General features: G+C 65.1%; 21 protein-coding genes and 2 pseudogenes. 11 read left to right on the plus strand and 12 right to left on the minus strand.

Annotation, left to right across the window (positions count from 1 at the left end):
* Positions 1–9: 9 nt before the first annotated feature.
* Positions 10–1,221 carry a TetR/AcrR family transcriptional regulator gene (locus ACQPYR_RS36235; RefSeq protein ID WP_433623617.1) on the minus strand — a complete coding sequence of 404 codons (1,212 nt, stop codon included), beginning with the start codon at positions 1,219–1,221 and terminating at the stop codon, positions 10–12.
* Between the two features lie 294 nt (positions 1,222–1,515).
* On the opposite strand from ACQPYR_RS36235, the gene ACQPYR_RS36240 reads away from it, so the two are divergent.
* Positions 1,516–2,430: an alpha/beta hydrolase gene (locus ACQPYR_RS36240; RefSeq protein ID WP_433623619.1), complete on the plus strand. Its 915-nt coding sequence runs from the start codon at positions 1,516–1,518 to the stop codon at positions 2,428–2,430.
* A 954-nt stretch (positions 2,431–3,384) separates the two neighbouring features.
* On the opposite strand, the gene ACQPYR_RS36245 is transcribed toward ACQPYR_RS36240, so the two are convergent.
* Positions 3,385–4,608: a cytochrome P450 gene (locus ACQPYR_RS36245; RefSeq protein WP_433623621.1), complete on the minus strand. Its 1,224-nt coding sequence runs from the start codon at positions 4,606–4,608 to the stop codon at positions 3,385–3,387.
* A 316-nt stretch (positions 4,609–4,924) separates the two neighbouring features.
* Between ACQPYR_RS36245 and ACQPYR_RS36250 the strand changes: the two genes are divergently transcribed.
* The gene (locus tag ACQPYR_RS36250) at positions 4,925–6,760 is read left to right on the plus strand and encodes an acyl-CoA dehydrogenase (protein ID WP_433623623.1); all 1,836 of its coding nucleotides are present in this window, start codon (positions 4,925–4,927) and stop codon (positions 6,758–6,760) included.
* Between the two features lie 82 nt (positions 6,761–6,842).
* On the opposite strand, the gene ACQPYR_RS36255 is transcribed toward ACQPYR_RS36250, so the two are convergent.
* The 4 genes from ACQPYR_RS36255 to ACQPYR_RS36270 form a co-directional block, all read right to left on the minus strand.
* Positions 6,843–7,139 (minus strand): hypothetical protein, encoded by a 297-nt coding sequence (locus ACQPYR_RS36255; protein WP_433623625.1) that lies wholly within the window; start codon positions 7,137–7,139, stop codon positions 6,843–6,845.
* A 399-nt stretch (positions 7,140–7,538) separates the two neighbouring features.
* Complete coding sequence (locus tag ACQPYR_RS36260) at positions 7,539–8,171, minus strand: SDR family NAD(P)-dependent oxidoreductase (protein WP_433623627.1); 633 nt, start codon at positions 8,169–8,171, stop codon at positions 7,539–7,541.
* Between the two features lie 413 nt (positions 8,172–8,584).
* Entirely contained in the window at positions 8,585–9,343 is a 759-nt protein-coding gene (locus ACQPYR_RS36265; RefSeq protein WP_433623629.1) for a hypothetical protein, read from the minus strand.
* A complete protein-coding gene (locus tag ACQPYR_RS36270) occupies positions 9,340–9,774 on the minus strand; it encodes an SDR family NAD(P)-dependent oxidoreductase (protein WP_433623631.1) in 435 nt (144 codons plus the stop codon). The genes ACQPYR_RS36265 and ACQPYR_RS36270 overlap by 4 nt, the downstream gene beginning before the upstream one ends.
* A 254-nt stretch (positions 9,775–10,028) precedes the next feature.
* Here ACQPYR_RS36270 and ACQPYR_RS36275 point away from each other — a divergent pair, with 254 nt between their 5' ends.
* The 3 genes from ACQPYR_RS36275 (at position 10,029) to ACQPYR_RS36285 (ending at position 13,684) form a co-directional block, all read left to right on the plus strand.
* A complete protein-coding gene (locus tag ACQPYR_RS36275; protein ID WP_433623633.1) occupies positions 10,029–11,300 on the plus strand; it encodes an NADH:flavin oxidoreductase in 1,272 nt (423 codons plus the stop codon).
* Positions 11,301–11,309: 9 nt separating this feature from the next.
* A complete protein-coding gene (locus ACQPYR_RS36280) occupies positions 11,310–11,807 on the plus strand; it encodes an EthD domain-containing protein (RefSeq protein WP_433623635.1) in 498 nt (165 codons plus the stop codon).
* A gap of 62 nt (positions 11,808–11,869) precedes the next feature.
* Positions 11,870–13,684, plus strand: coding sequence for an AMP-dependent synthetase/ligase (locus ACQPYR_RS36285; protein WP_433623637.1), 1,815 nt, complete (start codon positions 11,870–11,872; stop codon positions 13,682–13,684).
* Here the strand turns inward: ACQPYR_RS36285 and ACQPYR_RS36290 are convergent.
* Complete coding sequence (locus ACQPYR_RS36290; protein ID WP_433623639.1) at positions 13,626–14,015, minus strand: hypothetical protein; 390 nt, start codon at positions 14,013–14,015, stop codon at positions 13,626–13,628. The genes ACQPYR_RS36285 and ACQPYR_RS36290 overlap by 59 nt on opposite strands.
* A gap of 214 nt (positions 14,016–14,229) precedes the next feature.
* Here ACQPYR_RS36290 and ACQPYR_RS36295 point away from each other — a divergent pair, with 214 nt between their 5' ends.
* The 6 genes from ACQPYR_RS36295 (at position 14,230) to ACQPYR_RS36320 (ending at position 21,832) form a co-directional block, all read left to right on the plus strand.
* Positions 14,230–14,877, plus strand: a complete 648-nt coding sequence (locus ACQPYR_RS36295; protein ID WP_433623641.1) for a hypothetical protein — start codon at positions 14,230–14,232, stop codon at positions 14,875–14,877.
* On the plus strand, positions 14,870–15,796 hold the full coding sequence (locus ACQPYR_RS36300; protein WP_433623643.1) for a hypothetical protein: 927 nt from the start codon (positions 14,870–14,872) through the stop codon (positions 15,794–15,796). Before ACQPYR_RS36295 ends, ACQPYR_RS36300 begins: the two co-directional genes overlap by 8 nt.
* Before the next feature lie 286 nt (positions 15,797–16,082).
* Complete coding sequence (locus ACQPYR_RS36305; RefSeq protein ID WP_433623645.1) at positions 16,083–18,857, plus strand: helix-turn-helix transcriptional regulator; 2,775 nt, start codon at positions 16,083–16,085, stop codon at positions 18,855–18,857.
* Between the two features lie 631 nt (positions 18,858–19,488).
* On the plus strand, positions 19,489–20,262 hold the full coding sequence (locus ACQPYR_RS36310) for a hypothetical protein (protein ID WP_433623647.1): 774 nt from the start codon (positions 19,489–19,491) through the stop codon (positions 20,260–20,262).
* The gene (locus ACQPYR_RS36315) at positions 20,259–21,485 is read left to right on the plus strand and encodes a peptidogalycan biosysnthesis protein (protein ID WP_433623649.1); all 1,227 of its coding nucleotides are present in this window, start codon (positions 20,259–20,261) and stop codon (positions 21,483–21,485) included. Before ACQPYR_RS36310 ends, ACQPYR_RS36315 begins: the two co-directional genes overlap by 4 nt.
* Positions 21,485–21,832, plus strand: coding sequence for a hypothetical protein (locus tag ACQPYR_RS36320; RefSeq protein WP_433623651.1), 348 nt, complete (start codon positions 21,485–21,487; stop codon positions 21,830–21,832). The genes ACQPYR_RS36315 and ACQPYR_RS36320 overlap by 1 nt, the downstream gene beginning before the upstream one ends.
* A gap of 60 nt (positions 21,833–21,892) precedes the next feature.
* Here ACQPYR_RS36320 and ACQPYR_RS36325 read toward each other — a convergent pair whose 3' ends face one another.
* The 5 genes and pseudogenes from ACQPYR_RS36325 to ACQPYR_RS36345 form a co-directional block, all read right to left on the minus strand.
* Positions 21,893–22,165 carry a hypothetical protein gene (locus ACQPYR_RS36325; RefSeq protein ID WP_433623653.1) on the minus strand — a complete coding sequence of 91 codons (273 nt, stop codon included), beginning with the start codon at positions 22,163–22,165 and terminating at the stop codon, positions 21,893–21,895.
* 294 nt (positions 22,166–22,459) lie between these two features.
* Positions 22,460–23,093: pseudogene (locus ACQPYR_RS36330) on the minus strand (MFS transporter); the annotation flags it as partial.
* A pseudogene (locus ACQPYR_RS36335) lies at positions 23,084–24,289 on the minus strand (beta-ketoacyl synthase N-terminal-like domain-containing protein); the annotation flags it as partial. The pseudogenes ACQPYR_RS36335 and ACQPYR_RS36330, both read right to left, overlap by 10 nt.
* Positions 24,216–25,154 carry an acyltransferase domain-containing protein gene (locus ACQPYR_RS36340; RefSeq protein WP_433635336.1) on the minus strand — a complete coding sequence of 313 codons (939 nt, stop codon included), beginning with the start codon at positions 25,152–25,154 and terminating at the stop codon, positions 24,216–24,218. The gene ACQPYR_RS36340 and the pseudogene ACQPYR_RS36335, both read right to left, overlap by 74 nt.
* 101 nt (positions 25,155–25,255) lie before the next feature.
* Positions 25,256–26,221 (minus strand): squalene/phytoene synthase family protein, encoded by a 966-nt coding sequence (locus ACQPYR_RS36345; protein ID WP_433623655.1) that lies wholly within the window; start codon positions 26,219–26,221, stop codon positions 25,256–25,258.
* Between the last annotated feature and the right edge of the window lie 24 nt (positions 26,222–26,245).

Below are 26,245 nucleotides of genomic sequence, written 5' to 3' on the forward strand. Positions count from 1 at the left end.
TGGCGCGAATCACTTCGCTATACTCCGCTGTCCGATTGGAGCCGATTGGATGTGCTCCCCCACGGCAACCAGCACATCGGCGAAATCTCCTCGCCGACACAATCGCGGATTACGCACAGCGTCGATGACGACAGTGGCGGCGGCGCGAACCAGTACTCGAGCCACCGGTAGCGGAACCTCGGGCCGCGCGGCCTGCAAAAGCCTGCCCCACTGGGCGATCCCGTCTCGGCGCACCCGGCGATACCGCTGCACCGCATCGCCGGGCAGGTGCCGCGCCTCGCTGACGGTGATGGCGAGTAGATCCGGTTCGTCGACGCCGAAGCGCGCGAAACTACGCATGAGCGATCGCATCGACTCCTCGGCGCTGCGCCCCTCCGCGACCGCCCGTGCCAGCATCAGCCGTAACCATTCGTCCTGTCGGCGCACAATCTGATCCAGCAGGTCGGCCTTGCTCGAAAAGTGGTAGTACAGCGCGGGCCCGGATACGCCCACGGCCGCGCCGATATCCTCGATACCGACCGCGGCGTATCCGTGCGTGCTGAACAATCGCGCAGCCTCGGCCAGCATCCGCTCCGACCGCAGCGCCCGATCCAGTTCGATATTGCCGGTATCCGGACGCACCGGCCGTACCAGGCCACTGCTTGCCGACCTAGGCAGTCGAGTCGAGACCACCGCTGCGACAGCAGCATCGAGCACATGGGCCGTCATAGGTGGCGGCAACTCGGCGCGATGATAGGACGGGCTCATCGCGACCGAGAGCACGCACCAACTCAGCAGCTCGACGTCTGGACCGCTCAGCTCCGGCCGCGACACCTGGATCCAGCGCCGCAGATGCCCGGTGAGCCGGATGACGCGCACCAGCACAGCACTTCGATCGTCAGGCGCGAGATTCCGAAACTCCAACTGCCACAACCTCGGCAGCCCGCGCAGCTCCAGCGCCACCCGCACCAGCTCGAACGGCACCGCGGAGCCGCGGCTGTCGGCACGACTGGCCGCGGCGATCCTCGCCAGGGTGTCATCGAGTCCAACCAACAGACACTGCCCGAGCAGCTGCTGTTTGTTACGAAAATGGCGATATAGCGCTGGCGCCGAAATACCCACGGCCGCAGCGATATCGGCCATCGACGTCCCGTGATATCCGCGGTGGGCAAAGGCATCGACCGCAGCGGCGAGGATCATGGCACGCCGGTTCGGTGGTCGGCTACGGGAGGTGGTGCGCATCGCCACCCAGTCTCGCCCACCGGACCCGGACCCAGGCCGTCAGGTCGACTCCGCGTAACAGCGGCTGCAGCTCACCCGTTACCGACATCGAAACTCGAAGTCCCATCGGGTCGAAGTAGGCCAGCAGTTCGGGTGGCGGGAAACGTCCGGGTGGCACCCGTTATGTTGACACCGAATATAATAACAGTAACACTGTAGCCGTTATTGCGATCGGCGGCTCTCCCGTAGAAACGCGCTGCAGAACGGTGCCACAAGGCAGGAAGCACTGCCTCGCCCCCGGCAGGAAGGTATGTCATGAGCTTCCACCCAGACCTGAGAACTGCACGCTTTCTCCCACGGTCGTTCCTCGCCGGACCGAGAAGCTTGCGATTGACTCGGTGGATGGCCGCAGCGGCGGCGTTGCGCGCAGGCGGCGAGGTTATCGCGATTCCGGACGAACCGGCAGTGTCCGTTCGTGTCTATCGGCCCCAGCTCGTGTCCGCCCCGGCACCGGCGTTGCTGTGGATCCACGGGGGCGGGCTCGTAACCGGGAATGCGGGGTCCGACAACGACTTCTGCACCGAGGTCAGTAACGAGCTCGGTGCCATAGTCGCGGCGGTCGAGTATCGGCGCGCACCCGAGCACCCTTTTCCTACTCCGCTGGATGATTGCTACAGCGCGTTGCGCTGGCTGGCCGAACAATCCGACGTCGACCGAGAACGCATCGCAATCGGCGGGGCGAGCGGCGGCGGTGGTCTGGCAGCCGCACTTGGTTTGCTGGCCCGAGACAAGGGTGAAATTCAGCTGGCATTCCAACTATTGGTCTACCCGATGCTCGACGATCGAACAGCACTGCGAACCGACATCGACGAACGCAGGTTCCGCCTGTGGAATCAGCGCAGTAACCGATTCGGCTGGCAATCCTATCTGGGAGCGGTCTACGGGACCGACGAGGTACCGATGCTCGCCGCTGCGGCACGTTGCGAGGATCTGTCGGGCTTGCCCCCGACCTGGATCGGTGTCGGCGACCACGACCTGTTCCTCGACGAAAACGTCGACTACGCCCAGCGACTGCAGCAGACCGGCATCCGGTGCACCCTCGACGTCGTTCCGGGCGCCTACCACGGATTCGACGTCATTGCGCCGAAGGCGCCCGTTTCTCGCTCCTTCATCGAGGCACAAATAAATGCCCTACGTGGGGCGCTCACGCGCACCACAACCCCCGAGTGAGACCGTCCCGACTTCGATTGACCTCGATCAACGGTTTCGCCCACGCCGCAACATGTTTGCAACCCACACCAGACCGGAACTCGAACCAGTCGACATGTCGCGACGACGCCGTCCTACTCAGCTACTTGAACTCGAGTACTGAAAACTGTTGCAGCTCATTCGCAACATTCCGATCAATGATTCCGCCAATGCCACAACCCGTTTGATGCAGGCAACAGACCGAAACCGAGCGAATCTACAGAACGCCACAACGGTCCCCCACTCAGCTACTTCCACCGCAGTACCGAAAAACGTTACAAATCAGCAGAATACAGAAATTGCAAACATCATCGGCGGCCCTATGCTATGCTTCAGCGAACTCGAATAGCCTCCACTTCCGAGTCCCCGCCGCCCCTGTCGTGGCGCCCCGCGCCGAAGGCGCCCCCTCGCAGCACACATTTACGTCAGAAATGACGCTGCTGCGTATTCGAGTGAACTTCGCCCGGTGCTCTACCACGCACAGCCGCGTAACTGAGCCATCCGCGTGCACGAGCGATCCCTCTATCCCCTTCCACCCCAGCCGCGCGGACGGCCCCGCTAAACGCGTGCTCGTTTCGGACAACCCACCACATATGCTGCACGCGCTGTTCAGCTACAACAGCCAACGCTCCGGACCTGGCTGCTCCTACGCCTGCACACCAAAACCGTTTCCCGCCGCAGCAGCGGAGGTTGTACTGAGCCACGTGAGCACGTCATCTTCGGGCACCGAGCTTGTGGAACAGAGCCCGCGGCGATCCCGCAGCCGTCCACGCCGCGGGCACCCCGTCGGCGGCCCACTTCACTCGGGGGAGGAGAAACGGACCGATGGCATCGGCACTCTTCCGGTCCGCCCCCTACACCAATGTGCCCATATGGTCGGGCCGGGAAGATGTTGCGCACCATACTGATTGGGTCAACCGGGCACGGCATCATCCTTTACGACACGTTCAATGGTCGGGACTTGGGGAAGACGACCGGCAGCACTGCCAGCGCTCGGTGGAACGGCCCCGGCCGCCAGGTCAATTCCTCGGCCGGGACAGCCAGCCGCATCTCGGGTAGCGCATCGAGCAACTGATCGATGGCGTCTTCGGCAATCAGTGACGCCAACCGCGTCGCAGGGCACGCGTGTGGCCCGATGCTCCACGCCAGGTGCGAACGATTGCCGAGGAATGAGCCGGAGATCGCCGGGTCGTTATTGCAGGCGGACAAGCCGATGAGAACCGGTTGGTGCGCAGGCAGCCAGGTATCGCCGATCAGGATCGGCTGCCGCGGGTAGGTGGTCGCGAAGTTTGCTACAGGTGAGTCGGCGAACAGGACTTCATCGAGTGCGTCGCGTGTCGACAGGCTGCCCCCGAGCACATCGCCTGCGAACCGGTCGTCGGTAAGAATCAGCAGCAGCGTGTTGACGATCAGGTTCTGCTGCGGTTCCAATGCCGCACCGTAGAGGCTGATGATGTTCGCCAGGGTCTCTTCTTCATCGAGACCGGCGGGGTGCTGCACCATTCGGGTGACGATGTCGTCGCCAGGCTCAGCTCGTTTGCGCGCGATCAACTCCAGTAATGCTTCGCTGAGCATCGCCATACCCAGACCGGCGTTGTCGTCGACGGAGTTGAACAGGTGCGCCATACCGGCCGCGACCCGCAGGCTCAGCTCCGGTGGGCAGCCCAACATATCGTTCAGGCCCGCGAAGACCAGCGGGAACGCGTACTGGCTGAGCAAGTCGGCCTCGCCTACCTCGCAAAAGGCATTGATCAGCGGGATGGCAATCCGCTCCACAGCGGCGTGTCGACCGTACAAATCCACTCCATCGATCGCCGCGACGTTGACTTGGCGATACCGGGCATGCGCTGCGCCGGCGTTGCGCAGTGGCCCCGGATACCACATCATCAACGGTTTGACCGGACAGCTGTCGGGAATCGTCTCCTGCCAGACCCGGGGATCGGCCGGGAAGTGTTCTGGATCGTTGAGGATCCTTACTGCCTCGCGGTATCCGATCACCAATGTGGCGGGCACCCCCGGCGCCAGTTCCACCGGCACGAAAGAACCGAAACGTCGGCGCATCTCGCGGTAGGTGCCGTGCGGATCCGCAGCGTACTCGGGTGTGTACAACGCAACCCGTGAGCCGTCGACGGCGGGCGACGAGCCAGTGGGAGTGGTCAATTCGTGACTCCTGACGCGCTTGAAACAGGATCTCGACAACATTGTGCGCCGCTTCGACATCCCTTGGCGCACTGGCGCAAACGTCGAGCTGCCACTACTCGGCTCAGGCAAGCCTCGCCCATCACCGCCCGTCGCCGCGTCCGTTCCCCCGACGCGACCGGCGATCAGATACCCGCCTGTCGAACCTCGGCCGACGGCTCGTTCTAACTCTTGCCTTGCTCGGTATAGAGCACTAGCTTATTAGTCGCATTATTGACTATTAAAGGATGCACCTACATACCGTGCTCGCACTCGAGGTGCGCCACGAAAGTCCCCCATGGGTCACTACAAGAGCAACGTCCGCGACCTCGAGTTCAACATGTTCGAGGTCATGGGCTTGGATGCGATCCTTCGAGCCGGCAGCTTCGCGGGTTTGGACTCGGACACGGTCCGTTCCATGCTCGCCGAGGCCGCGCGGCAGGCCGAAGGTCCCGTGGCCGCGTCCTTCGCCGACGCCGACCGCAATCCGCCGATCTTCGATCCGGAGACGCATTCGGTCGCGTTACCGGACGATTTCAAGAAGTCGGTGCGCACCTGGCAGGACGCGGAGTGGTTCCTGCTAGGCCTGCCCGACGAACTGGGCGGCACTCCCGCGCCGTGGATGGTGACGTGGGCGGTCAACGAGCTGTTGCTCGGCGCGAATCCTGCTGTCTTCTTCTACATGCTGGGGCCCGTGATGGCCGATGTCCTGTTCCGGGTCGGCAATGACGAGCAGAAACGGTGGGCGAAGATCGCGATCGATCGACGTTGGGGTGCGACGATGGTGCTCACCGAGCCGGACGCGGGCTCCGACGTCGGGGCTGGCCGCACGAAGGCCGTGAAACAAGACGACGGCAGCTGGCACATCGAAGGCGTGAAGCGTTTCATTACCGGAGCGGAGTCCGATGACCTGGCGGAGAACATCTTTCACCTCGTTCTCGCACGCCCGGAGGGAGCAGGGCCGGGCACGAAAGGTTTGAGCCTTTTCTTCGTGCCGAAATTCCATTTCGACTCACACACCGGTGAACTCGGCGACCGCAACGGGGCGTTCGTCACCAATGTTGAGCACAAGATGGGCTTGAAGGCTTCCGGCACATGCGAGCTCACCTTCGGCGGCCACGGCGTTCCGGCCCGGGGCTGGCTGGTCGGTGACAGCCATGACGGGATCGCCCAGATGTTCAAAGTGATCGAGAACGCGCGAATGTCGGTGGGTACGAAGGCGATCGCCACCCTGTCCACCGGCTACCTCAACGCGCTCGAGTACGCGAAGACCCGCGTGCAAGGCCCCGACTTGACCCAGATGGCCGACAAGACCGCACCACGCGTAACCATCCTTCGCCATCCCGACGTGCGTCGCAGCCTGATGATGCAGAAGGCCTACGCCGAGGGTCTTCGCGCTGTGTACATGTATGCGGCCGCACATCAAGATCCGGCCAGTGCCGAGCAGGTGTCCGGTGCCGATGCCGACCTAGCTCGCCGGGTGAACGACCTGCTGCTTCCAATCGTCAAGGGTGTCGGCTCCGAACGCGCCTACCAGCATCTGACCGATTCGCTGCAGACTTTCGGTGGTTCCGGTTTCCTGCAGGATTACCCGATCGAGCAGTACATCCGTGACTCGAAGATCGACTCGCTCTACGAGGGCACCACCGCCATTCAGTCGCTGGACTTCTTCTTCCGCAAGATCGCCCGCGACCGGGGCGTCGCCCTGACGCACCTGCAGGGCCAGATTTCGGTCTTCCTCGAGCGCGCGAACAGTGACGCACGCCTGACCGATCTACTCGCTGTGCTGGCCACGGCGCTCGGTGACGTACAGGCGATGACCCAAGCGTTGTTCGGTAATTTGATGGCCGCCCAGGAACGGCCCAGCGAGCTGTACAAGATCGGACTTGCCTCGGTGCGGTTCTTGATGGCATTCGGTGATCTCATGATCGGATGGAGGCTGCTCGAGCAAGCCGACATCGCCCTCGCCGCCCTCAGCGACCGATTGTCGAAGACGGATTGCGAGTTCTACGAGGGCAAAGTAGCCGTCGCCGACTTCTTCGCCAGGACTGTCCTGCCGGATCTGGCCTCCGCGAGACGATTCGTGACATCTGTGACAACGACGCTGATGGAGCTGCCTGACGGTGCGTTCTGAGGCCACGAGTACGGACTTTGTCTGCTGATCGCACCCTCGCTCGCCGCCGCCGGGCGGCGAGCGGGCGCGATTTCCCGGGCGGTCAGTCGGTGGCCATGTCCGATGCGCTGTTCGGCAGCACCATCGGCATCAACGTGATGCTCCGCGTGAATGAATCTGTCGCATCCATCATGCGGGCCACGGTGCCCGGGGTGTGCTCGTTGCCAGCACCGGCGACATACCAGAGGCCGAACAACGCCGAGGCGTCGGTGGCCGACCCGCCGAACGCGGAACCGAGCAGGATGTTGAGCAGGTCCACCCCGCCGTCGGTGAGCGCACCCGCCGCGCCCACGTGGTCAACGTTTCGGCGTCGAGAGCCCGAGCGTTCGGCGCTCGCCACGGCTCTGCGAGAGGAATCATTCGCGACAGCCGGTCCAAACGGGCGACGAGCCAGCGGAAGGCACGGCAGCAGTCGCAGGCATCACAGCCTTCACTCGTCCGTGCCCTCTGGGAGAGGAAGTTCACGCAGCTTCGAGCCGCTACCTGATGGATCCACGCCAACACGAACTGGGCCACATCGCACTGCACTCGGTCGGCAACCGCGGATTCGTACTCGGCGGCGGTCACGCAATCGCGCTGCACGGAATGGGATCACGACACCGAGCGCAAGAGCTGGCTGATGACCTCGCTCAACCACACGGTGTGGCTGCATCGGCCGCGTCAAGATGATCGCGCCAGCCGAAGGCGGCCGCCGCATCGCCTATCTGGCCACTGATCGGGCCCTCGCCAACGCGCTTGGCTACAGCCAGGAGGGGCGGGTGAACCAGGGTGCGCGACTCCAGATGTCGGTTGCGACTGTTCCGGGATGGAGAGCGTTCACGGTGACTCCCGTGTCCTCGAGTTCGGCGGCGAGGCTGCGCATGTACACCACGTTGGCGAGTTTGGAGCGCGCGTAGGCCTTCATGATCGAGTATCCGTACCGGTACTGCAGGTCCTCGAAATCCATTGTGCCGCGGTAATGTCCGGTGGAGGCGGTGAAGACGATGCGCGACGGTGCGCTTGCCACCATCAGTGCCTTCAGGGACTCGGTGAGCAGATACGGCGCCAGATGGTTGACCGCGAAGCTCGCTTCGTAGCCGTCCACGGTTTCGGTGCGGTCGGCGTAGACGGTTCCGGCATTGTTGATCAGAACATCGATGCGACCGTAGCCGGCCCGCACCTGCCCGGTCAGTTCACATACCGACGCCAGTGAGGCGAAGTCTGCTACCAAGGTGTCGACCCGGACAGCACCGGCGTCTTCGACTCGCTCGGCGGCAGCGCGCAATCTGCCGGGGCTTCGTCCGACCAGCACGAGGTGTCTACCCGGGGCGAGTTGGGTCGCGCATTCCAGGCCGATCCCCGCTGTCGCGCCGGTGATGAGAACAGTATTCACAGCCATCCTTCGGTTCATATCAGCCGAACATCGGCAGGCGGTCGCAGTCGTGAGCCGTGGTTTGCATGGGGGTCGGGATCACGATCGTGTCTGATACTTTCCTCAGATATGATTTCGGCGACGATTTCAAGTGGAAGGGATCCGGTGACAGCCGAACCTGTAGCGCGCAACCGCATCGACCGGCGTCGGGAGCGAACCCGCAACGCGCTGTTGCGCGCGGCGCGGAAGTTCTTGTCGGAGGGGCAATGCTTGTCACAGCTACCTCCATCGCGCATTATTGATTAAATCATCAGTTACGACTGATATGCCTGTCAAGCAAAGCTGATGAAACCATCAGATTTAGGCCGATGGCCGATCGGCATGGCGGTCCCGTCGACTGCGATTGGATGATCGAATTCGATGGGATGCAAACCTCAGGTGGTTGCGCGGATTACCGGGACCGATCGTTCGATCGTGTACGCATGCGCTGCAGCGAGTACGCGGGTTTGCTCGGCGAGGACCGCGGATACCTCCGGCGACGCGAGCAGGTCGGTCACCTGGTCACGACTGTTCGCACCCAGTACGAGGACGCCGTGGTAGCGCCGGTGCGACGGATAGTCGTGGGAGACACCGGGTGTCGCGTGGGCGAGCTTGACGAACGGCAGGAAGGCATAGGTCCGTAGATCCTGGGCGCCGGCCGCGCACAGGGCGGGACCGAGTTCATCGTGCACGAAGTTCCGGAAGGCTCGTCCTGTCACGCCGCGCCGTCGCCGCAGCAGCACGGCGGTCCGGTGGTCCACGGTGTCATCGTGGCCAGAGGTCCACCACCGGCCACCGCCAGGCCAGGTCATCTGGCCGAGGACACGGCGGAACACGTTCTGCTCATCGAGGAAGACCTCGCGCATATGTACGGGCATCGTCAAAGCCGCGGCGGCCATGTTCCGGAGCCGGACCTCGGCGAAACCATCCAATCGCCAACTCGGCGCCACCAGCGTCCCGACACGTTCTGTCGCGGGCCAGTACCCATGGTCGGAGGGCGAGAACAGACGTTGGATGTACTCGAATATGTGCGGGTTCTTCTTGACGATCTCCGCGTGCGGTCCCGCCCAGTAGGCCGTGGCGGTTTCGCGCGGCATCTCGTCACGCAACTGCACCGGATACAGTACCGATGTCGTGCGAACAACTCTGGTCATCGCTGCGCCTCCTCGTCGGCGAGGGTCAAGGCTTGCGCGAAGTCGTCGCCGCGCGACAGCGCCGCTTCGCTCAATGGTCCCCAGATTCCTCGCAATAGTTCCACCGGTCTCCATCTGGCCGGGAACACCAAGGTTTTCTTCGCCGTCACCATCGCTTCGGTCATCGCTTTGCCCATGGACTGGGATGTGAGGCGGCCCTCGAGGAAACCGGGGATGGTCTTTTCGTAGTGTCGGCCAGCTTCGTCGAGCCGGAAGGCATCAAGCATCCGGGCGTCGACGTATGCCGGGTAGATGATCGTCACGTCGACACCGTGCGGCGCAAGCTCGACCCGCAGCGAACGCCCCAGGGCTTCGATTCCCGCTTTGGTCGCCGCGTACGCCGACTGTAGAGCGCCGCTATTGAACGCTAGTACGGATGCGACAGTCACCACGACCGTGCGCTCGGCGAGATCTCCGTACACCTGAACTCCCTTGTCCGACGGCGTTCCAGCCTTTCAAGCACTAAACTCACCGGTGATGATGATTGCATCACCTTTGAGCAGTTGGTCACTATAGCCGTGCCGAGGGTCACACGCGAGAGCAGCCGCATCAACCCGTCGGGGTCGCCGCCCGAACTTGACGGCTCCATCACACCTGAGGTTCACTGAGTTCTGGATCACACATGATGAAATGATCAGGAGGATGGATGGTCGACAGTGCGCTGCGCAGACCGCTCGACATCGGGGCGATGCGAGTCGACGGTCGCCTGTTCAAGTCGGCGACGAGCGAAACACGGGCCAGCGAGGACGGATTCGTCACCGACGACCTTCTCGCGTTCTACGAGCCGATGGCCCAGGCCGGCACGCCGATGATCGTCACCGGGAACCTCTATGTCTCCTTGCAGGGCAAATCGGCGGGTCGGCAGGCGGGCATCGACCGAAACGACAAGATCGCGGGTTTACGCGAATGGGTCGCGCTCGCGCATGCGGGCGGTTCCAAACTCGTGGCTCAGCTCAATCACGGCGGACGCCAGATCGCGCGCCTCGCGCCAGGTGCGGATCGCATCGTGTCGGCGTCGAACGTGCGCGAACCGCTGTACGGGACCAAGCCCTCACCGTTGCGTCGGGACGAAATCCCCGGTGTCGTCGACAGTTTCGTGGCCGCGAGCGTCCGTGCACGCGAGGCAGGCTTCGACGGCGTCCAGATCCACGCCGCACACGGCTATCTGCTCGGGCAGTTCCTGACCCCGCACACCAACCGTCGCACCGACGAATACGGTGGGCCGCTCGAGCGGCGCGCCCGGCTGCTGCTCGAGGTGATGGACGCGATCCGCACGCGACACGGCGACGGCTACCCGGTACTGGTGAAGATGAACGGCACCGACGATCTGCCGTTGCGCCATGGCGCCACGACCGACGAACTCCTACGCGTAGCGCGGTGGCTGCAGGACGCGGGCGCGAACGCCATCGAAATCTCGCGCGGGCACTACGAGTCATGGCCGGGGATGGTGCAGGGCAACTATCGCGGATTCCTCAGGGCCAGTGTCAGTGTCGGCCTGCTGATGCACTCGTCGAAGGTCCGCAAACTCGCGCTGGCCGCCCTCGCACCCGTGGCCGAACGCGTCGCCGAACGACTGCGGCCACCGCAAGAAGGCTTCAACCTGCCCTACGCTCGCCGCTTCACCGAGGCGCTCGATGTGCCCGTGATCGCGGTCGGAGGCTTCCACACTCGCGCGGGCATGGAGGACGCGCTGGCGGGTGGCAGCGCCGATGCAGTGTCGGCTGCGCGGGCCTTCATCGCCGACCCGCACCTCTACCGCAACCTCACCGGCGAACCCACCCTCGGACATCCGGTCTGCGGCTACTGCAACGGGTGCATCGCACGCTTCAGTGGCTCGCGCATCGATTGCTACAACGACGAAATCCGTGGACGGCGTGAGGTCATGCTGACCCTCACCCGACCCATGCAAGACAAGTAGAAGGACGAGATGTCGATCAACAACACTCTTGACGGCGCGGGTTCGCGGCGCGGGTTCCTCACCGGTGCGACCACGGCAGGTCTCGCCGCGATCCTCGCGTCCCAGCTGCCGAAGGCGGCCGCGGACCCCGGATCCGATCGGATCAAGATGGTGTGCGCGCTGCGCCGCCGAGCGGACCTGTCACCCGAACAGTTCGACGACTACTGGTCGAACCGCCACGGTCCCTTGGCCACCGAGCAGATCAAGGTGCTCGGTGGTGACCGCTACGTCCAGAGCCATATCACCGATGCGGCCCAGAACCTGCTGCTCGCCACCACAAAGGGCACCGGGCAAGCCTTCGACGGCCTCACCGAAGTCTGGTTCCCCTCCCAACAGGCAGTGCTCGCGGCGCTGGCCACCACCGCAGGGTTCGAGGCCAACCAGCGCCTGACCGACGACGAGAAGAACTTCCTCGACCTGCCGCGGTGCTCGTACTTCCTGACCACCGAGCGCATGCTGCTCGGCTAGCCGGCAGTCGGCGACTGCGGCCGCAACCCCACGTACGTTTACGAACTTGATCGGAAATCCATATGCCCGTAATTGCTTCGACCGACCCCAAGGAGTTCGCAGCCCCGCCGATAGCCGTGCGTCCGCTGGATTCCTCCTTGGCTGCGACGGTGCGGGAGCTCGCCGAATCCGACCCCGGATTCGTCGCCTTTCAGATCCCGCAGCCCGGGGGCGGGTGGCGCGATGTCACCGCCGCTCGCTTCGCCAATGAAGTCGGTGCTGTCGCAAAGGGCCTGATAGCGTCCGGGATCAAGCCTGGTGATCGGGTCGCGATCATGTCCGCGACCCGATACGAGTGGGTGCTGCTCGACTATCCGATCTGGACTGCCGGAGCGTGCACCGTCGCGATCTACGAATCCTCCGCTACCGCACAGATCGAATGGATCCTGGAGGACTCGGGCACGACACTGCTGGTGGTCGAGACCGAGGAGCATGGGCTGCGGGTCCCCGACACCGAGTCGATCCGCGCGACCCTCAGCAGCGTTCTGAGCATCGAGGGCGGAGCGATCGCCGAACTCGTCGAGCGCGGGCGTGATATCTCCGATGCGACGGTCGCCCAGCGCCGGACGCAGACCGCCGCCTCAGCGCTGGCGACACTCATCTACACCTCCGGGACCACCGGGAAACCCAAGGGCGTGGCGCTGACCCACGCCAACCTGCGCGCCATGTCCGCGGCGGGGCGGGAAGCGCTGACGGGTTTGGTGATCGAGGGCCAGCGCACGTTGATGTTCCTGCCGCTCGCCCACATCTTCGCGCGGACGATTTCGATCAGCGCGCTCGAGGCCAAGGCGACCGTCGCCCACACCTCGGACTGGTCGACCCTGGTCGAGCAATTCGCCTCCTATCAACCGGATTTCATCCTGTCGGTGCCGCGTGTGTTCGAGAAGGTCTACAACCGCGTGAAGCAGCGTGCCCATGATCAGGGCCGAGGCCGGATCTTCGACCGTGCCGCGGCGGTCGCGGTCGCCTGGAGCGAGGCGCAGGAGACCGGTAATCGCGGGCTCCGCCTGCGTATCGAACACGCCCTCTTCCATCGCCTGGTCTACACCAAAATCCGTGCGGCACTCGGCGGAAAATGCGATCGGGCGATCTCCGGCGGCGGACCGCTGGGTGCGCGACTCGGGCACTTCTTCCGCGGCGTGGGCCTGCCGATCTACGAGGGTTACGGGCTGACCGAGACGAGCGCGGCCGTCACCGTCAACACGCTCTCGCACATCCGCGTCGGGTCGGTGGGGCGTCCCTTGCCCGGGCACGCTGCACGCGTGGCCGAGGACGGTGAGCTTCTCGTCCGAGGCCCGGTGGTCTTCAGCGGTTACTGGAACAACCCGGCGGCCACGGCCGAATCCTTCGACGGTGAGTGGTTCCGCACCGGCGACCTCGGCGCAATCGACCACGACGGATTCGTCTCGATCACCGGCCGCAAGAAGGAAATTATCGTCACCGCCGCCGGTAAGAATGTCTCTCCGGCCCCGCTCGAGGATCCGCTGCGCGCGCACCCGCTCGTCAGTCAATGCATGGTGGTCGGTGACGCACGCCCGTTCATCGGCGCGCTGGTAACCCTGGATCGAGAGGCGTTACCCGGCTGGCTGGAACGCCAAGGCCTGTCCGCCGACCTGCCGGTCGAGCAGCTGGCCGTGCATCCGATCCTGCTCGACGAGCTGAATTCGGCTGTGGCCGAGATCAATTCGCGGGTATCGAAGGCCGAGGGCATCAAGAAGATTCGCGTGCTCACCACCGACTGGACCCAGGAAGGCGGCGAGCTCACTCCGAAGTTGTCACTCAAGCGCGCCGTCGTAATCCAGCGATACGCCGCCGAGATCGACGCGCTGTACACCTGAACGCCGGATCATCACAGGCCCAGCGCATTCTGGCCGACACCTGCTTCAAGGCGTCGTGGCGGTCCTGATGATCGATCATCCAGCGGCCCGTGGTGTCCGTGGCCAGCTCGGCCCTCGGGAAGTTCTCGGCAATGAGAGTAAGTGCGCGCCGCACCTGCGGCTGTTCGAGATAGACGAGCACACCCTCGGAGATTGCCGCACTGGCGGCCGCGGGCATCATCGCGCAGACATGACTCGCGAGCGCGGTCGGCGAGATCGCACGGCCGCAGACGGCCACCACGCCGTCGTGGACGTATTCATCCAAGCGGTGCCGGTTTCTGGTGCTCGACATGCTGATCAGTGGAACCATCGCCGCCTTCGGTGCCGCGAGGGGTCCTGCCGCGCAATGAAACCGCTGCCATCGGCGTGGCCGCACAGGTGACGGGAATATATCGCCAACGATCGGTGCAGGGATGGTGTCCACGCCGAGAGCGCCGACCGCGCACGACCATGGTGTCGTCGAGAACCGCAGGCGGACAAGGTTTTCTAATCGTGATGCATCGGTCGTGGACGTGCTGAACAATGAGATGTGTCGGCCCGGGGCGGTGGGTGCGGACAGCATGGAAGGGGCTCGAATGCGCAGACCGATATTGGTTGTGATCGTGGCTGCGTGCCTCGTGGCACTCGCTGGTTGTGACAACGTCACGCCGTCCTCGCCGGATGGCCGGCCTGGCGATTCGGGTCTGGGCAACCCTGGTGAATCCGAGGATGTCGGTGAGGGGAAAGGGATCCCGGTCGATATCGGGCCACAGAACTTCACCCCTGGACAACCCATCGAGGACGTCGTCGACCAGCTCGCGGACCAGATCAACGACGGTTGCAGGGCAGTCCACCTAGCGAACGGCTGCGTCACGGTCGTCACGCGAAAAGACGACAAGGCAGATACGCCGCCCTGCCGGCCCTCTCCCGACGACCCGAAGACCGGCAGTTTCAACGCCTACGTTCATCTGGACCGTGAACTGCCATCCGCGGGCATTGGGCCGAAAGCAACAGAAAATGCCGGCGGACACGTGACCGTCTTCATGAAACGCTGCCAGCCGGAGGGGAGCTCCGCAGAATCCACACCGCCGACGACGACGAAAACCACGACGACGAAAACCACGTCGAAGACCACTGCTCCCGTACCGACGACAACGACGAGGTCCGGTGGCTGATACTGATCCACCCGGCCGCCGGGAAGATGGCCGGACCTCGGTCGCCGACCTGTCGCAACTTGCGCAGCTCGTCGCGCAGTTCGTCGCGCCCGCAACTCTGTTGGCGGGTCTGCTGTACTACTGGGGTTACTTCCACGCGCGCGGATTTTGCGCCTACCTGGGCGTGGATTCGACATCGCTCGGGCTCACCACCACTGACTACGTCATGCGCAGCGCGGATGGATTGTTCGTTCCGGTCGCCACCATCGCGGCCGTCGCACTGGCCCTGATCTGGGGCCGCGTGGCATTGCCGGAGCGAATCATGTCCGGCCACCGACCCGGGTGGTTGTTGATCGCCACCACGATCGTGGCTTCGCTGTCGCTGCTCAACGGATTGTCGGAATTCTGGGTCGAAACACCGCTGAATCGGCGATTGGGCGTCGGCCCGATCTGCGTGATCGTCGGCATACTGCTGCTGTGGGCGGTCGTCAGAACACGACGTCGCCAGCTCGCTGCTGCGGCGGGAACATCCGCGCCCACCACCAAGCTCGGCGAATGGGGCCTGGTCTTGCTACTCATCGCCGGCAGCTTCTTCTGGGGAGCCACCGCCTACTCCATGGCCGTCGGCAAGAGCCGCGCCGTCCGATTCGAGCACACCCTCCCCACCGCCGCAGGCTTGACCCTGTACACCGAGAAGGCGCTCGAACTCAACATCCAGGACATCACTCGAACTGCGTGCGCCGACCCGGGCGCGGCCTATCGCTACCGTTACGACGGCCTAGTCCTGGTCATGACCACCAACGAGAATTTCGTTATCCTCCCGCGCACCTGGAGCTACAAAAAGGGCACCGCAATCGTGTTGCCCCGCAACGGCCCCGGGGCCGTGCGACTGGAATTCAGTAGATCAGCCACACCCGCCGCACCCACACCGGCGTGCTGAACGGCGGCGGCCGACGTCACTTCCAGCATGCTCATCACGGCTCAGCCGGACCGTACGAATGAAGTTGTGCCGCAATTACTTTCAATTTCGCCACGCCACTGGTGGGCGCGGAGGCGACTACGGCGGTGCGTCCCGGCCGCACCGCCGCACTGGGACGCCATGGCAGCGGTGGAGCGGGAACATCCGTCATAGCGGGTGGGAATATCCGCATCGGGCGGCGAGATATTGCGCTGAGCGGGGGATGTGCATTCTGCACAACGGCGCGCAGAAGCATAGGATCCTCTGCGTGCAGGGTCCCCTTACCTCCGTGTTCGTCGGTCGCGATGCCGAGGTCGAGCGTGCGGTTTCGCTAGGTCGGCGCGCCGTCGCGGGAGAGGGGACGGTGGTGCTCGTCGAGGGCGAGCCGGGTATCGGTAAGACCGCGCTACTGGATGCGGCTGTTGGTCGATTCACGGCCGATGGCCTGAGTGTGCGCCGGGGCGCGGCGAAGGAGTTGCAGCGGCAGGTTCCGTTCGCTGCGGTGTGTTCCTGGTTGGATTCCGATCGGGGGTCCGATCCGGTGCGGGCGCTGCTGCGCAGTGGGGATCGGGCCGGTGACGGGGCGGCGACGCACGAGTTCGCGATCACCGAGGCGATCCTGGATCTGGTCGATACCTGGTGTGCCGCAGGTCCGGTCGCGTTGATCATCGACGATGTGCATTGGGCCGATCGGCAGAGTCTGGCGGTGCTGCACGCGCTGTGCGGTGTTATGGACGATCTGCCGCTGTTGCTGGTGCTGGCGGCGCGTCCACTGCCGCGGGACACCGGGTTTGTCGCGTTGATGGCCGCACTCGCCGAGCGTGGTGGGCCGATGATTCGGCTCGGTGCGTTGCCGGAATCGGCGGCGGTGGAGCTGGTTGGGCATATGGTCGGTGCGGCTCCGGGGCCGGGTTTGATGCGGCAGGTGGATGGTGCGGGCGGAAATCCGCTCTACATCACGGAATTGGTGGCCTCGCTGTTGCGTGACGAGGCGATCACGGTGGTCGCCGATACCGCTGATCCGACCGACCTGGCCGATGGTCCCTCCGCGTCGTTGGCGGGGGCGATCACGCAGCGGCTGGAGTTCCTGTCCCGGTCGGCGCGCCAGGTTCTTCCGATGGCCGCCGCACTCGGGCCGACCGTGTACGTCGCGGAATTGGCTGCGGTACTGGACAGTCCGATCCTCGAGATCTGGAATGTGGTCACCGAGGCGACCGACGGTGGATTGCTCACCCGCGCCGATTCGGAGTTGGTTTTCCGCCACGACCTGATCCGTCAGGTACTCGCCGACCAGTTGCCCGATTCGCTGCGTGCCGGATTGCTGCGCCGGGCCGGGCAGATCCTGCTGGCCACCGACGCACCCATCGAACGGATCGCCTACTACCTGCTGGCGGGAGAGAACGAACTCGACACCCCGACACTGGACTGGCTGGTCGCGACGGCCGACAAGCTGATCGTGCGCGCACCCGAGATCGCGGTGCAGCTGTTGGGCCGCGCGGCCGATACCGCGGACCTCGGCATGCGTCCGATACTGCTGCGACTGCACGCCCAAGCGCTGCTGTGGAACGGTCGCGCGGCCGAAGCCGAAGCCCTCGTACGCACGGCGCTGCTGAACCGACCGGACGACGATATCGAACTGCGGTGGTTACTGATGCAAGCCTGCCACGCGCGCGGGGATCTGCGCGAAGTGATTGCGATCGCCGAAAAGGCCCTGGCCACCCCGAATCTCACGGATGCGGACGCGGGCCGGTTCTACGGGATGAGCGGCTTGAACAATTTCTTCCTCGGCCAGTTCGATGCGGCGGAGGCGGCGGGTAAGCGGGCGCTGGCGATCGGGGATGCCACCGAGGATCCGCTCGTGACCGGATACGGACTGTTGACCATAGGGGCTGTGCGCCACGCCCTGGGCTATCTCGACGAGGCGCTGGAATTGAGCAGCCGCATCCTGGCCGTTTCCAACAGCGGGTTCGGCTCCGACCAGTTCGATCCCTACATTCTCAACGCCCACTGCTTGATCGAGCTCGATCGACTCGCCGACGCGGAAGCGGTGCTACACAAGGCCATCGGACACAATCGCCGGATCCACGGTGTCTTTCTGGGGGCGAGTGTGGTCGCCAAGGCGCGGCTCTACCTATTGGACGGACGCTGGGACGATGCGCTCGTCGAATGCACTTCGGGCCAGTCGGTGCCCGATGCCTTCGGCTACACCACGATCCTGCAGAGCCTGTCCGCGCTGATCGGCATCCACCGCGGCACCTTCCTGCCGGATCCGGACACCATCCCGGCACCCGATGACCAACTGGGCAGCAGTAGTTTCGGCCAGTTCTATCCGTGGATCAAGGCCCTCATGCTCGAGACCCGCGGTGACCCGCGCGGCGCGCTGGATCTCCTCGTCGACGCACACGAGCGGCTCGCGGGCGGTCTGACCGGGGCCACGCTGTACTACATCTTCCCCGACATCGCCCGCCTCGCCGCCGATGTCGGTGACGAGAAGGCGGCGCGTTCGATGGTGACGGCATCAGCCGAGCTGGCACGGCGTCAACCCACGGCGTCCCGAACCGGTACCGCGCTGCTGTGCCGCGGTGTCGCCGAGCGCGACCCCGCGACCGTGCGCAGCGCCGCCGCCGAATTCCGGAAGGCGGGGCGACCGCTCTACGAGGCACAGGCATACGAGAACGCCGCCGTACTGTTCGCCGCGGTCGGGCACGGCTCGGATGCCCGCGCCGCCCTGGATGCCGCGATCGAGCTCTACACCGGACTCGGCGCCTCCTGGGATACCGCTCGCGCGGTCGCGCGTATGCGCCCGTACGGAATTCGACGCGGCGTCCGCGGACCCCGCAACCGTCCCAAGTCTGGACGGGCCTCCTTGACCGATACCGAACGCAAGGTCGCCGCCTTGGTAGCCGAAGGCTTCTCGAACTCCGATATCGCCGCGCAGATGTTCCTGTCGCGCAGGACAATTCAGTCTCACGTGTCCAACATCCTCGCGAAACTCGGCATCGGATCACGCCGCGACATCGCCGCCGCGCTATCCGGAAAGTAACGCTCACTCCGAAGTCCTTGCGGCGTGCAGCAGATCCACACTCGCGGTGCGGATGTCAGCGCGATCGGTTTACTTCGGATTGATTCTCGAGTCCGCCCACCTCGCTGGGCATTGCGGTGCCGGGCCGATACGACGAACGGATTGCGGATATTTCCGGCTGCTGCGGCGGATGTTCCCGGTCGACCTGGCTCATAGCGTGCCGATTGTGGAGAACTCGGTCGTGTATAGAGCGCGATCGAAGCTCGCCGAATGGAGGATTCATCCATTGACGTCCTACGGCTTCACCCTCCGCCCGCAGCCGGAGTGCGCTCGCCGCGCGCCCAGCAGCAGCAAATGTGCCGAAAACCAACGACATATCAACTGTCGATATATTGTCGACAAACGAAAAGACGATGGCGCCGAGGTCCAGGTTCTCGTGACCGGCAGGTGGCCGTCGTCTGCCGCGCACCAACGCACATTTGCGCTCAGCCGCGAGTTTCGTCCGCCTATCGATATCTGGATTCACTGGGACGCTCCTAACGTCGCCAGGGCCAGCGGTTGCGAGAACCGGCATGGCCTGGCAGATTGCTGTTGATCTTATGTCCCACGTCGGGTCGCGCGGGAATTGCTGCACCTCATGGGGTTTCCTCACGTGATCGAACTACCCGAACATCTCGAAGCATCCGACTCGGCGGCATCCGGCCCGGCCACCGACGGCGCGAGCGCCAGCGACGCAGCCAGGCTGAGTCGGTTGATCGGCTTTACCACCGTTCGCTCATCGCACGAGATTCTGTCCGCACTACTGTTTTCCGACCACCTGGGCGACTCGAACGAAGCGCCGTGGAATCGATATGTTTTCGATCACTATGCGCTCATGGTGTTTCCGGTGAGCGCGGCCGCGCTGCACCGGGACCTTACCGCGGCGAGTCTGCAGATCGGTGCGACGATGCCCAGCAGCGGTTCTGCGCCAGGTACGGGATCGACCCACGCGGTTATCGCATCAACATCTTGCGAGCGTACGGGCACTCCGGTGGGCCTGGATCCGAGCAGCGGTACGAAATCTTCTATCCGGCCGAATCCGTCACGGCCACCGGATCGTCGAGGGGCCGCGCGGCAACTGCGGCGGGCACGAGACGACGAGCGCCAGCACAACCGGGAAACTCATTTCGCCTTCACCGTATGCGATTTCGACTCGAGCAGCTATTCACCGCTGCGGCGTCGGCTGGCGCGAACCGCCGGACTGGTCCCCGACCGCGGCGGGTTCAACCCGCATGACCGCATCCACGGGGCGGGCTGCTCCACATTCTATTTCGCCGGTCCCGGCCGAGTCGGCGGCCATCGGTGGCCGCGGCGGCTCGAGTTGATCAGCGGTGGACGGCACGACTCCGCGCTCGCGGCGCACCAGGCCGAGGGCAGCGAATCATGATCGGGCGGGCTGTTTTCGGCAGACTCGATGAGTCGCCGGAACGGGCGTGTGCCGCCGCGTCGGGGCGGTTCCCGACACGAACGAGGCTGCACACCGCTGTAGCGACACTGGATTCGGTTACCGCGGGAAACTGGGACAGCCTCGTCCAGTCCGGCGATCTGTTCTGCAGCTACCGCTGGCTACGACACCTCGATACGGCGGTCGCACCGCATCGCGTCGTCGCTGTCCGTGCCGCGGACCGGCTCGTCGCCGCGGCTCCGGTCTGGGAGGGCGAACAAACTCCTGGTCTGTTCCATCTGCCGGACTTCTTTCCCGGCGTCACCGGCCCGTGGCGGGAGCCGTTCGTCTGGCTCGGCGCTCGGCGGTCGGTGCGTAATGGGCTCATCTGTGTGCCGGACTCGATGCGCGCATCCGCGCTGCGCCGCATGCTTGCGGCCTGTCGCTACTACGCCCGCGAACATCGTCGAGCGGGGGTGATCATGCCCTACCTACCATTGGCGGCCGCTCGCGAGCTCGCTGCGTCGAACCGCTCCGCGCGGCTACTTGTGCACGCCGCCGACGCGATGATCAGCGTCCCACCCGACGGCACGACGGGTCTTCTGATGAGAGCGAACGGACATCATCGCAAGCGGCGTCGACGTGAGCTGCGGGAATTCGGGGCCGCCGGGTATGAGCTCGAATGGTCCGACCTCACGCCGCAGATCGCGGCGGCGATCGCGCCGCTGATCGCGAACACGCGCCGCAAATACGGTGCTGGTGACGGTGTTTCGTGGATGCACACGGTCTTCGCCGCCCAGCGGGAGGTAGGTCTGCTCGACACCGCGAAGGCCGTACTGTGCCGCCGCCACGGTGAAGTGGTCGCCGCTGCGGTGTGCTACCGCCACGGCACCAGCCTGCACGGGCGGTACTTCGGTGCGGCCGAGCAGGCCGACCGCGACGGTGCCTACTTCGTCACCACCTGCGTCGCACCGGTCGATTACGCCGCTCGCAACGGTCTCGAGCGCGTTCATCTGTCGACGTCGTCACTGCAAGCCAAGATATCGCGGGGTGCGAGCTTGCAACCGCTCGCCGCGGTCGTGCTGCTCGCCCGCGGCGCGCTCGACCCTGCTCAGGTGCGGGCGCACAATCGGCGCACTGTACTCGGCTATCACGACCGGTATGCCGCGGTACTGGGTCCGGAATGGGCGGACCTGATCGACGAGTCCCTGATAGGAGAATGTTGATGCTGCATCTCGTCTACCGTTTCCGGCCGACCGCCAAGGCACGCGGTGACCTGAGCGCCTTCTGGCAATGGATCGCCGACCGGCAGCTGTGGTTCTATGCAGATATGGACACGGTGCTCGATACCAAGTGGTACACGGTGACCATCGGCGACGATGTGCACTGTATCGAACACCATGTCAGTTTCGCCGACGAGGCGGCTTGGGGCAGCTACCGCCGGGAAGTTGCCGAACGGTCGAAAGATCCGGTGTGGGAGACGCGGCGCACCAGTCAGGACGAATGGTACGAAATCCTGGACGCCCGGATCCTCACCGACCCTCCCATGCCTATCCCTCTGCCCGGGCGGTGACGCTTGTGGTGGGCCGAGATCGCATGTAGCCGCCGCGTCCGCGGTCTTGGCCGAACCCGGTCACTCGGCCTTGCGTGCCTCCACGATGCTGTCCGGTGTGGCGGTCGGGATGATGCGCACGATTTCGAATCCTGCTGTGGCGAGCAGGCCACGGAATTCTTGTTCGGTGCGTTCGCGGCCGCCCGCGCTCAGTGCATCGGCGATGCCGAGTTGCGCTGCGGCGTAAACGGCCTGGGCGGTCGATGCCGCCGTTATCATCTCGAAGACCGCGGTCGGCGGGGGTGCGAGCTTGCGGTGCAGCGTCAGCAGCGCGGTGCGGATCCGTTCAACCACCCGGACCACGGGCAGTGGACTGTGTTCTTGCCTTTAGCCACCCGAACATTGTGCGGTAGCCCACCGGTTTCCGCAGGCCGAGGATTTCTGCCAGCCGATCAACAGCAACTCGCGATCTACCCACCGGCGGTGCTGCACGCGTTCTTCGGCAACCACCTGCGGTCAATGGGGTCATAGCCGATGACAACACAAGCGCGCACCGTCGCCGACCCGACAGCGATCGAAGCCACCCGAATCCTGCTGTCGCAGATAGGCATCGCCCCCGCCGACCTACTCACCGACCCCAACGCGGAGGATGAGGATCGACATCGCGACAATCGTCACCGCGTAGAGCGTGAAACCCACCAGGGGGAACAACCGAGGATGCGCCTTGTCACCGAATTTGCCGACCACGGGCGCGAAACCAGCATCATGGCGGCCATCGGCGCGAAAACCAGCGCCGCCCGTGTCGGGGACAGTCCACGCACCACTTCGAGGTAGAAGTACAGCGGGACCATGGCGGCCGTCGTGGTTGCGCCGGTGGAGACGATCGCGATGTTGCCGAGCGCAAAGTTGGGAACATGCCGACGGCGCTCAGTAGTACGCCGGTGATATCGAAGCGGTGCGGGTTGGTCGGCAGCGACGGCACCAACCGCAGACCGAGCACGAGACCGATTACCCCGATCGGGATATTGATGAAGAAGATCCACCGCCACCCGAACGCATCCGACAGGGTGCCGCCGAGGATCGGTCCGACCAGCAGGGCCAGTCCCGCCACCGCACCCCACAGCGACATCGCCGCGCCCCGCTTCTCGGCCGGGAAGGTCCGTCTGATCACGGCCATCGTCTGCGGTGTCATCAGCGCCGCGCCGAGCCCCTGCACCACGCGCGCGGCGATCAGCATGCCGATGGACTGCGAAAGCCCGCACCACAGCGAGGCAAGCGTGAACTACCGTGCGCCTCCACCACGTCCACTTCGTCCGGGCGCAGGCCCGCATCGGCCAGCGCCGCCGCGATCACCCGCTCCTGCGCGGGACCATTGGGCGCGGTCAGGCCGTTGCTCGCGCCGTCCTGGTTGACCGCGGTGCCCCGCACCACGGCGAGGACGTTGTGGCCCAATCGCTGTGCGTCCGACAGCCGTTCCACCACCAGCACGGCGGCGCCCTCGGCCCAGGCCACCCCGTCGGCCGCGGCCGAGAAGGACTTGCACCGCCCGTCCGGCGCGAGACCACGCTGCCGGGAGAACTCCACGAACACCATCGGCGTCGACATCACCGTCGCGCCGCCCACCAGCGCGAGCGAACTCTCCCCCTGGCGCACCGCCCGGCACGCGACGTGCAATGCCACCAGCGACGACGAGCACGCCGTATCCACTGTCATCGCAGGTCCTTCCAGACCCAGCGTGTACGCGACACGTCCGGAGACCACACTCGCCGCAGCGCCGGTCCCGATATAGCCCTCGGCCTCCGGGCCGCCGTTGCTGGTGAGCACCTCGTAGTCCTGGTACATCACGCCGGTGTAGACGCCGGTGTCGCTGCCCCGCAACGAGGTCGGATCGATTCCGGCGTGCTCCAACGCCTCCCACGACACCTCGAGCAGCAGCCGCTGCTGCGGATCCATCGCGACCGCTTCGCGTGGGCCGATCCCGAAGAAGGCCGCGTCGAAACCGGTCGCGTCGGCCAGGAACCCGCCCTCGGCGGTGTAGGACGTGCCGGGGTTGTCGGGGTCGGGGTCGATCAGGCGTTCCAGGGGCCAGCCCCGGTCATCGGGAAATCGACCGATGGCGTCGGTGCCGGACGCCACGAGATCCCACAGCCCGCCCGGCGATTCGACTCCGCCGGGATAACGGCAGGCCATGCCGACGATCGCGATCGGCTCGTCGGCGCGCGTCCGGCGGCGCGCAGGCTGGGCATTCGCCGCGGCGCCCGCACCGTCGAGTTGCGCGCGCACGTACCGGGTGATGGCCTTCGCTGTCGGATAGCCGAAGGCCAGCGTCGACGGCAGGCGCAGACCCGTCGTCCTGGCCAGTCGGTTGCGGAAGTCCACCGCGCCGAGCGAATCGAATCCCAGTTCACTGAAAGGCTTTTCGGCGTCGATCACCGATCCCGACGGATGTCCGAGCACCGCGGCGACCTGCTCTCGGACGAAATCGAGAACGATCGCCTCGTGCTTGTCCGGCTCGGCCGCAGCCAGCCGCCGCATCAGGTCCCCGCCCTCCTTGCTCACGCGTCGTGGGGACGGCACCAATGATCGCAGGGGCGAGGCCAGCATGCCGGCGCGCGCCTGGACCGATAGTGCGGCGAGGTCGAAGTCGACCGCGGCGAGGAAGGGAGCGCCCGCATCGGTCGCCAGCTCGAACAGCGCGAGGCCGTCGGCAGGTTCGAGTGGGCGAAAGCCCATGCGCGACAGGCGTTCCAGGGCGGCCGCACCCAGTTCGGCCACCATCCCACTGTCTTGACTCCACGGTCCCCAGGCCACCGACACCGCGGGCATGTGCGGGCTGGGTGAACTCCGTCCGATCCAGCGGTGTCGAGGCGGGACCGGTCGTGTCGCCGGTAGGGCCGCCTTCGCCGAACATCACCGCACGCAACGAACATCCGAGCAGCGGATCGAACGCGGCGCACACCTCGTCCAGTGCCGTGGCGAACACCGGGAATGCCGCATACAGTCGCGCACCCATGCCGAGTCGCTGCGCGCCCTGGCCGGTGAACAGGAACGCGGTGCGCCCCGAGCCGACCACACCGCGAACCACATCGGGTCCGGACACGCCGCCAGCCAGGGCCGCCAGACCCGCCAGCAGCTCGGTGCGATCGCGTCCGATGACGGTACCCCGCCAGTCCAGCCGGGCCCGCGAGTTGGTCAGCGTATGAGCAATATCCCACGGGTCCGCCGCACTGTTACCGATCATCCACTGCCGCAGGCGATCCGCCTGTGCGCGCAGTGCCGCCTCGGAACTCGCCGATACCAGCAGGGGCACGGAGCGCACGCCGCCCGGGTAGCGGCAGGCCATACCGACCACGGCGATGGGCTCATTCGACCGATCGATGAGCTCGCTCAGCTGTTGTTTGGTTTCGTACAGTTCCTTCGCGGTCTTCCTCGGTTACCGACAGCTCATGACGGCCGAACTGCCGGGGTGCCCGGTCCGGCGTGACCAGGCAGGGCTTTCGTCGAGGCACCCATACGACGGGAACGGACAATCAGGCCGAGGCCCGCCATCTTCCCGTCGTTATAGGGACGGCGGATGACCGCGGCCCCACGAGCCTCGACGTCGTCCAGCCGCTTGTGGAACAAGCCGATAATAAAACGAATCAACGGGCGGTAGTCAGGAGGGATTTCGCCGAGGATCCGTTCACTTTCCACGAGTGAGGCACGCGCGGAACTCGCCGTTGCCGATAGCAACGCCCGCACTCCCGGGGTGTCACGTCCCTGCTCCAGGTCCGCACGTGTCACGCCGTGCCGGTCGAGGTCTGAGACCGGCAAACGTAGCCGCCCACCGCGCAGGTCCTCGAATAAGTCGGTCAGGTCGTCTACCCGCTGCGACGCGTCCGAGATCAAGCGGACAGTTGATGTGAAGGACTGCTCCAAGACCCGACGCGGCATAAGACTGCCGAAAAAGACCATGGAAGACGGCAGCACCACGGTGTCGACGTAACGCCGGTAGTCCGCCTCCTGAGCAAAGCCGGGAAAATCCAGGTCGACGCGAGTCCCCGCCATATACGTGTCGATCCACTCGCGCGACAGGTCCAGCAGACCGACGGAGTGCACATACGCACGCACCAGAGGAAGCCCCGAACTGCCGGTCTCCAGCGCCGTCCCCACATGGTCGACCCATTCCTCGAACCGCTGTGCCCGCCCCGCGGCAGGGCCAGTGTCGCAGAGGTCATCGGTGTAGCGCATCAACGCCCCTGCCGCGGCCATGTGCGGCTGGCTCTCCGGCGGAGCCAGGACCCGCGCTGGCACCCAGTTGACGAAATTCCTGCGCCGGACATACCGCTCTGCAGCCGAATAGTCGGCACGCGCGATGTCGCCCCGCACCCCCGCCGCATCCAGACAACGCCGCCACGTCCGCACGCCCACTCCCATAGGATCGACAGTCACACA

It is taken from the genome of Nocardia sp. CA-120079 (genome assembly GCF_050955745.1).
In the GTDB taxonomy this organism is placed as follows: Bacteria; Actinomycetota; Actinomycetes; order Mycobacteriales; family Mycobacteriaceae; genus Nocardia.

Excerpts from the sequence above, each read along its gene's own strand:
- ACQPYR_RS36320 (WP_433623651.1), top strand. The coding sequence starts at position 21,485 with ATGCTGCATCTCGTCTACCGTTTCCGGCCGACCGCCAAGGCACGCGGT.
- ACQPYR_RS36280 (WP_433623635.1), top strand. The coding sequence starts at position 11,310 with ATGTCGATCAACAACACTCTTGACGGCGCGGGTTCGCGGCGCGGGTTC.
- ACQPYR_RS36265 (WP_433623629.1), bottom strand. The coding sequence starts at position 9,343 with ATGACCAGAGTTGTTCGCACGACATCGGTACTGTATCCGGTGCAGTTG.
- ACQPYR_RS36340 (WP_433635336.1), bottom strand. The coding sequence starts at position 25,154 with ATGGCCTGCCGCTACCCGGGCGGCGTGCGCTCCGTGCCCCTGCTGGTA.
- ACQPYR_RS36285 (WP_433623637.1), top strand. The coding sequence starts at position 11,870 with ATGCCCGTAATTGCTTCGACCGACCCCAAGGAGTTCGCAGCCCCGCCG.
- ACQPYR_RS36250 (WP_433623623.1), top strand. The coding sequence starts at position 4,925 with ATGGGTCACTACAAGAGCAACGTCCGCGACCTCGAGTTCAACATGTTC.
- ACQPYR_RS36275 (WP_433623633.1), top strand. The coding sequence starts at position 10,029 with ATGGTCGACAGTGCGCTGCGCAGACCGCTCGACATCGGGGCGATGCGA.
- ACQPYR_RS36315 (WP_433623649.1), top strand. The coding sequence starts at position 20,259 with ATGATCGGGCGGGCTGTTTTCGGCAGACTCGATGAGTCGCCGGAACGG.
- ACQPYR_RS36290 (WP_433623639.1), bottom strand. The coding sequence starts at position 14,015 with ATGTCGAGCACCAGAAACCGGCACCGCTTGGATGAATACGTCCACGAC.
- ACQPYR_RS36240 (WP_433623619.1), top strand. The coding sequence starts at position 1,516 with ATGAGCTTCCACCCAGACCTGAGAACTGCACGCTTTCTCCCACGGTCG.
- ACQPYR_RS36235 (WP_433623617.1), bottom strand. The coding sequence starts at position 1,221 with ATGCGCACCACCTCCCGTAGCCGACCACCGAACCGGCGTGCCATGATC.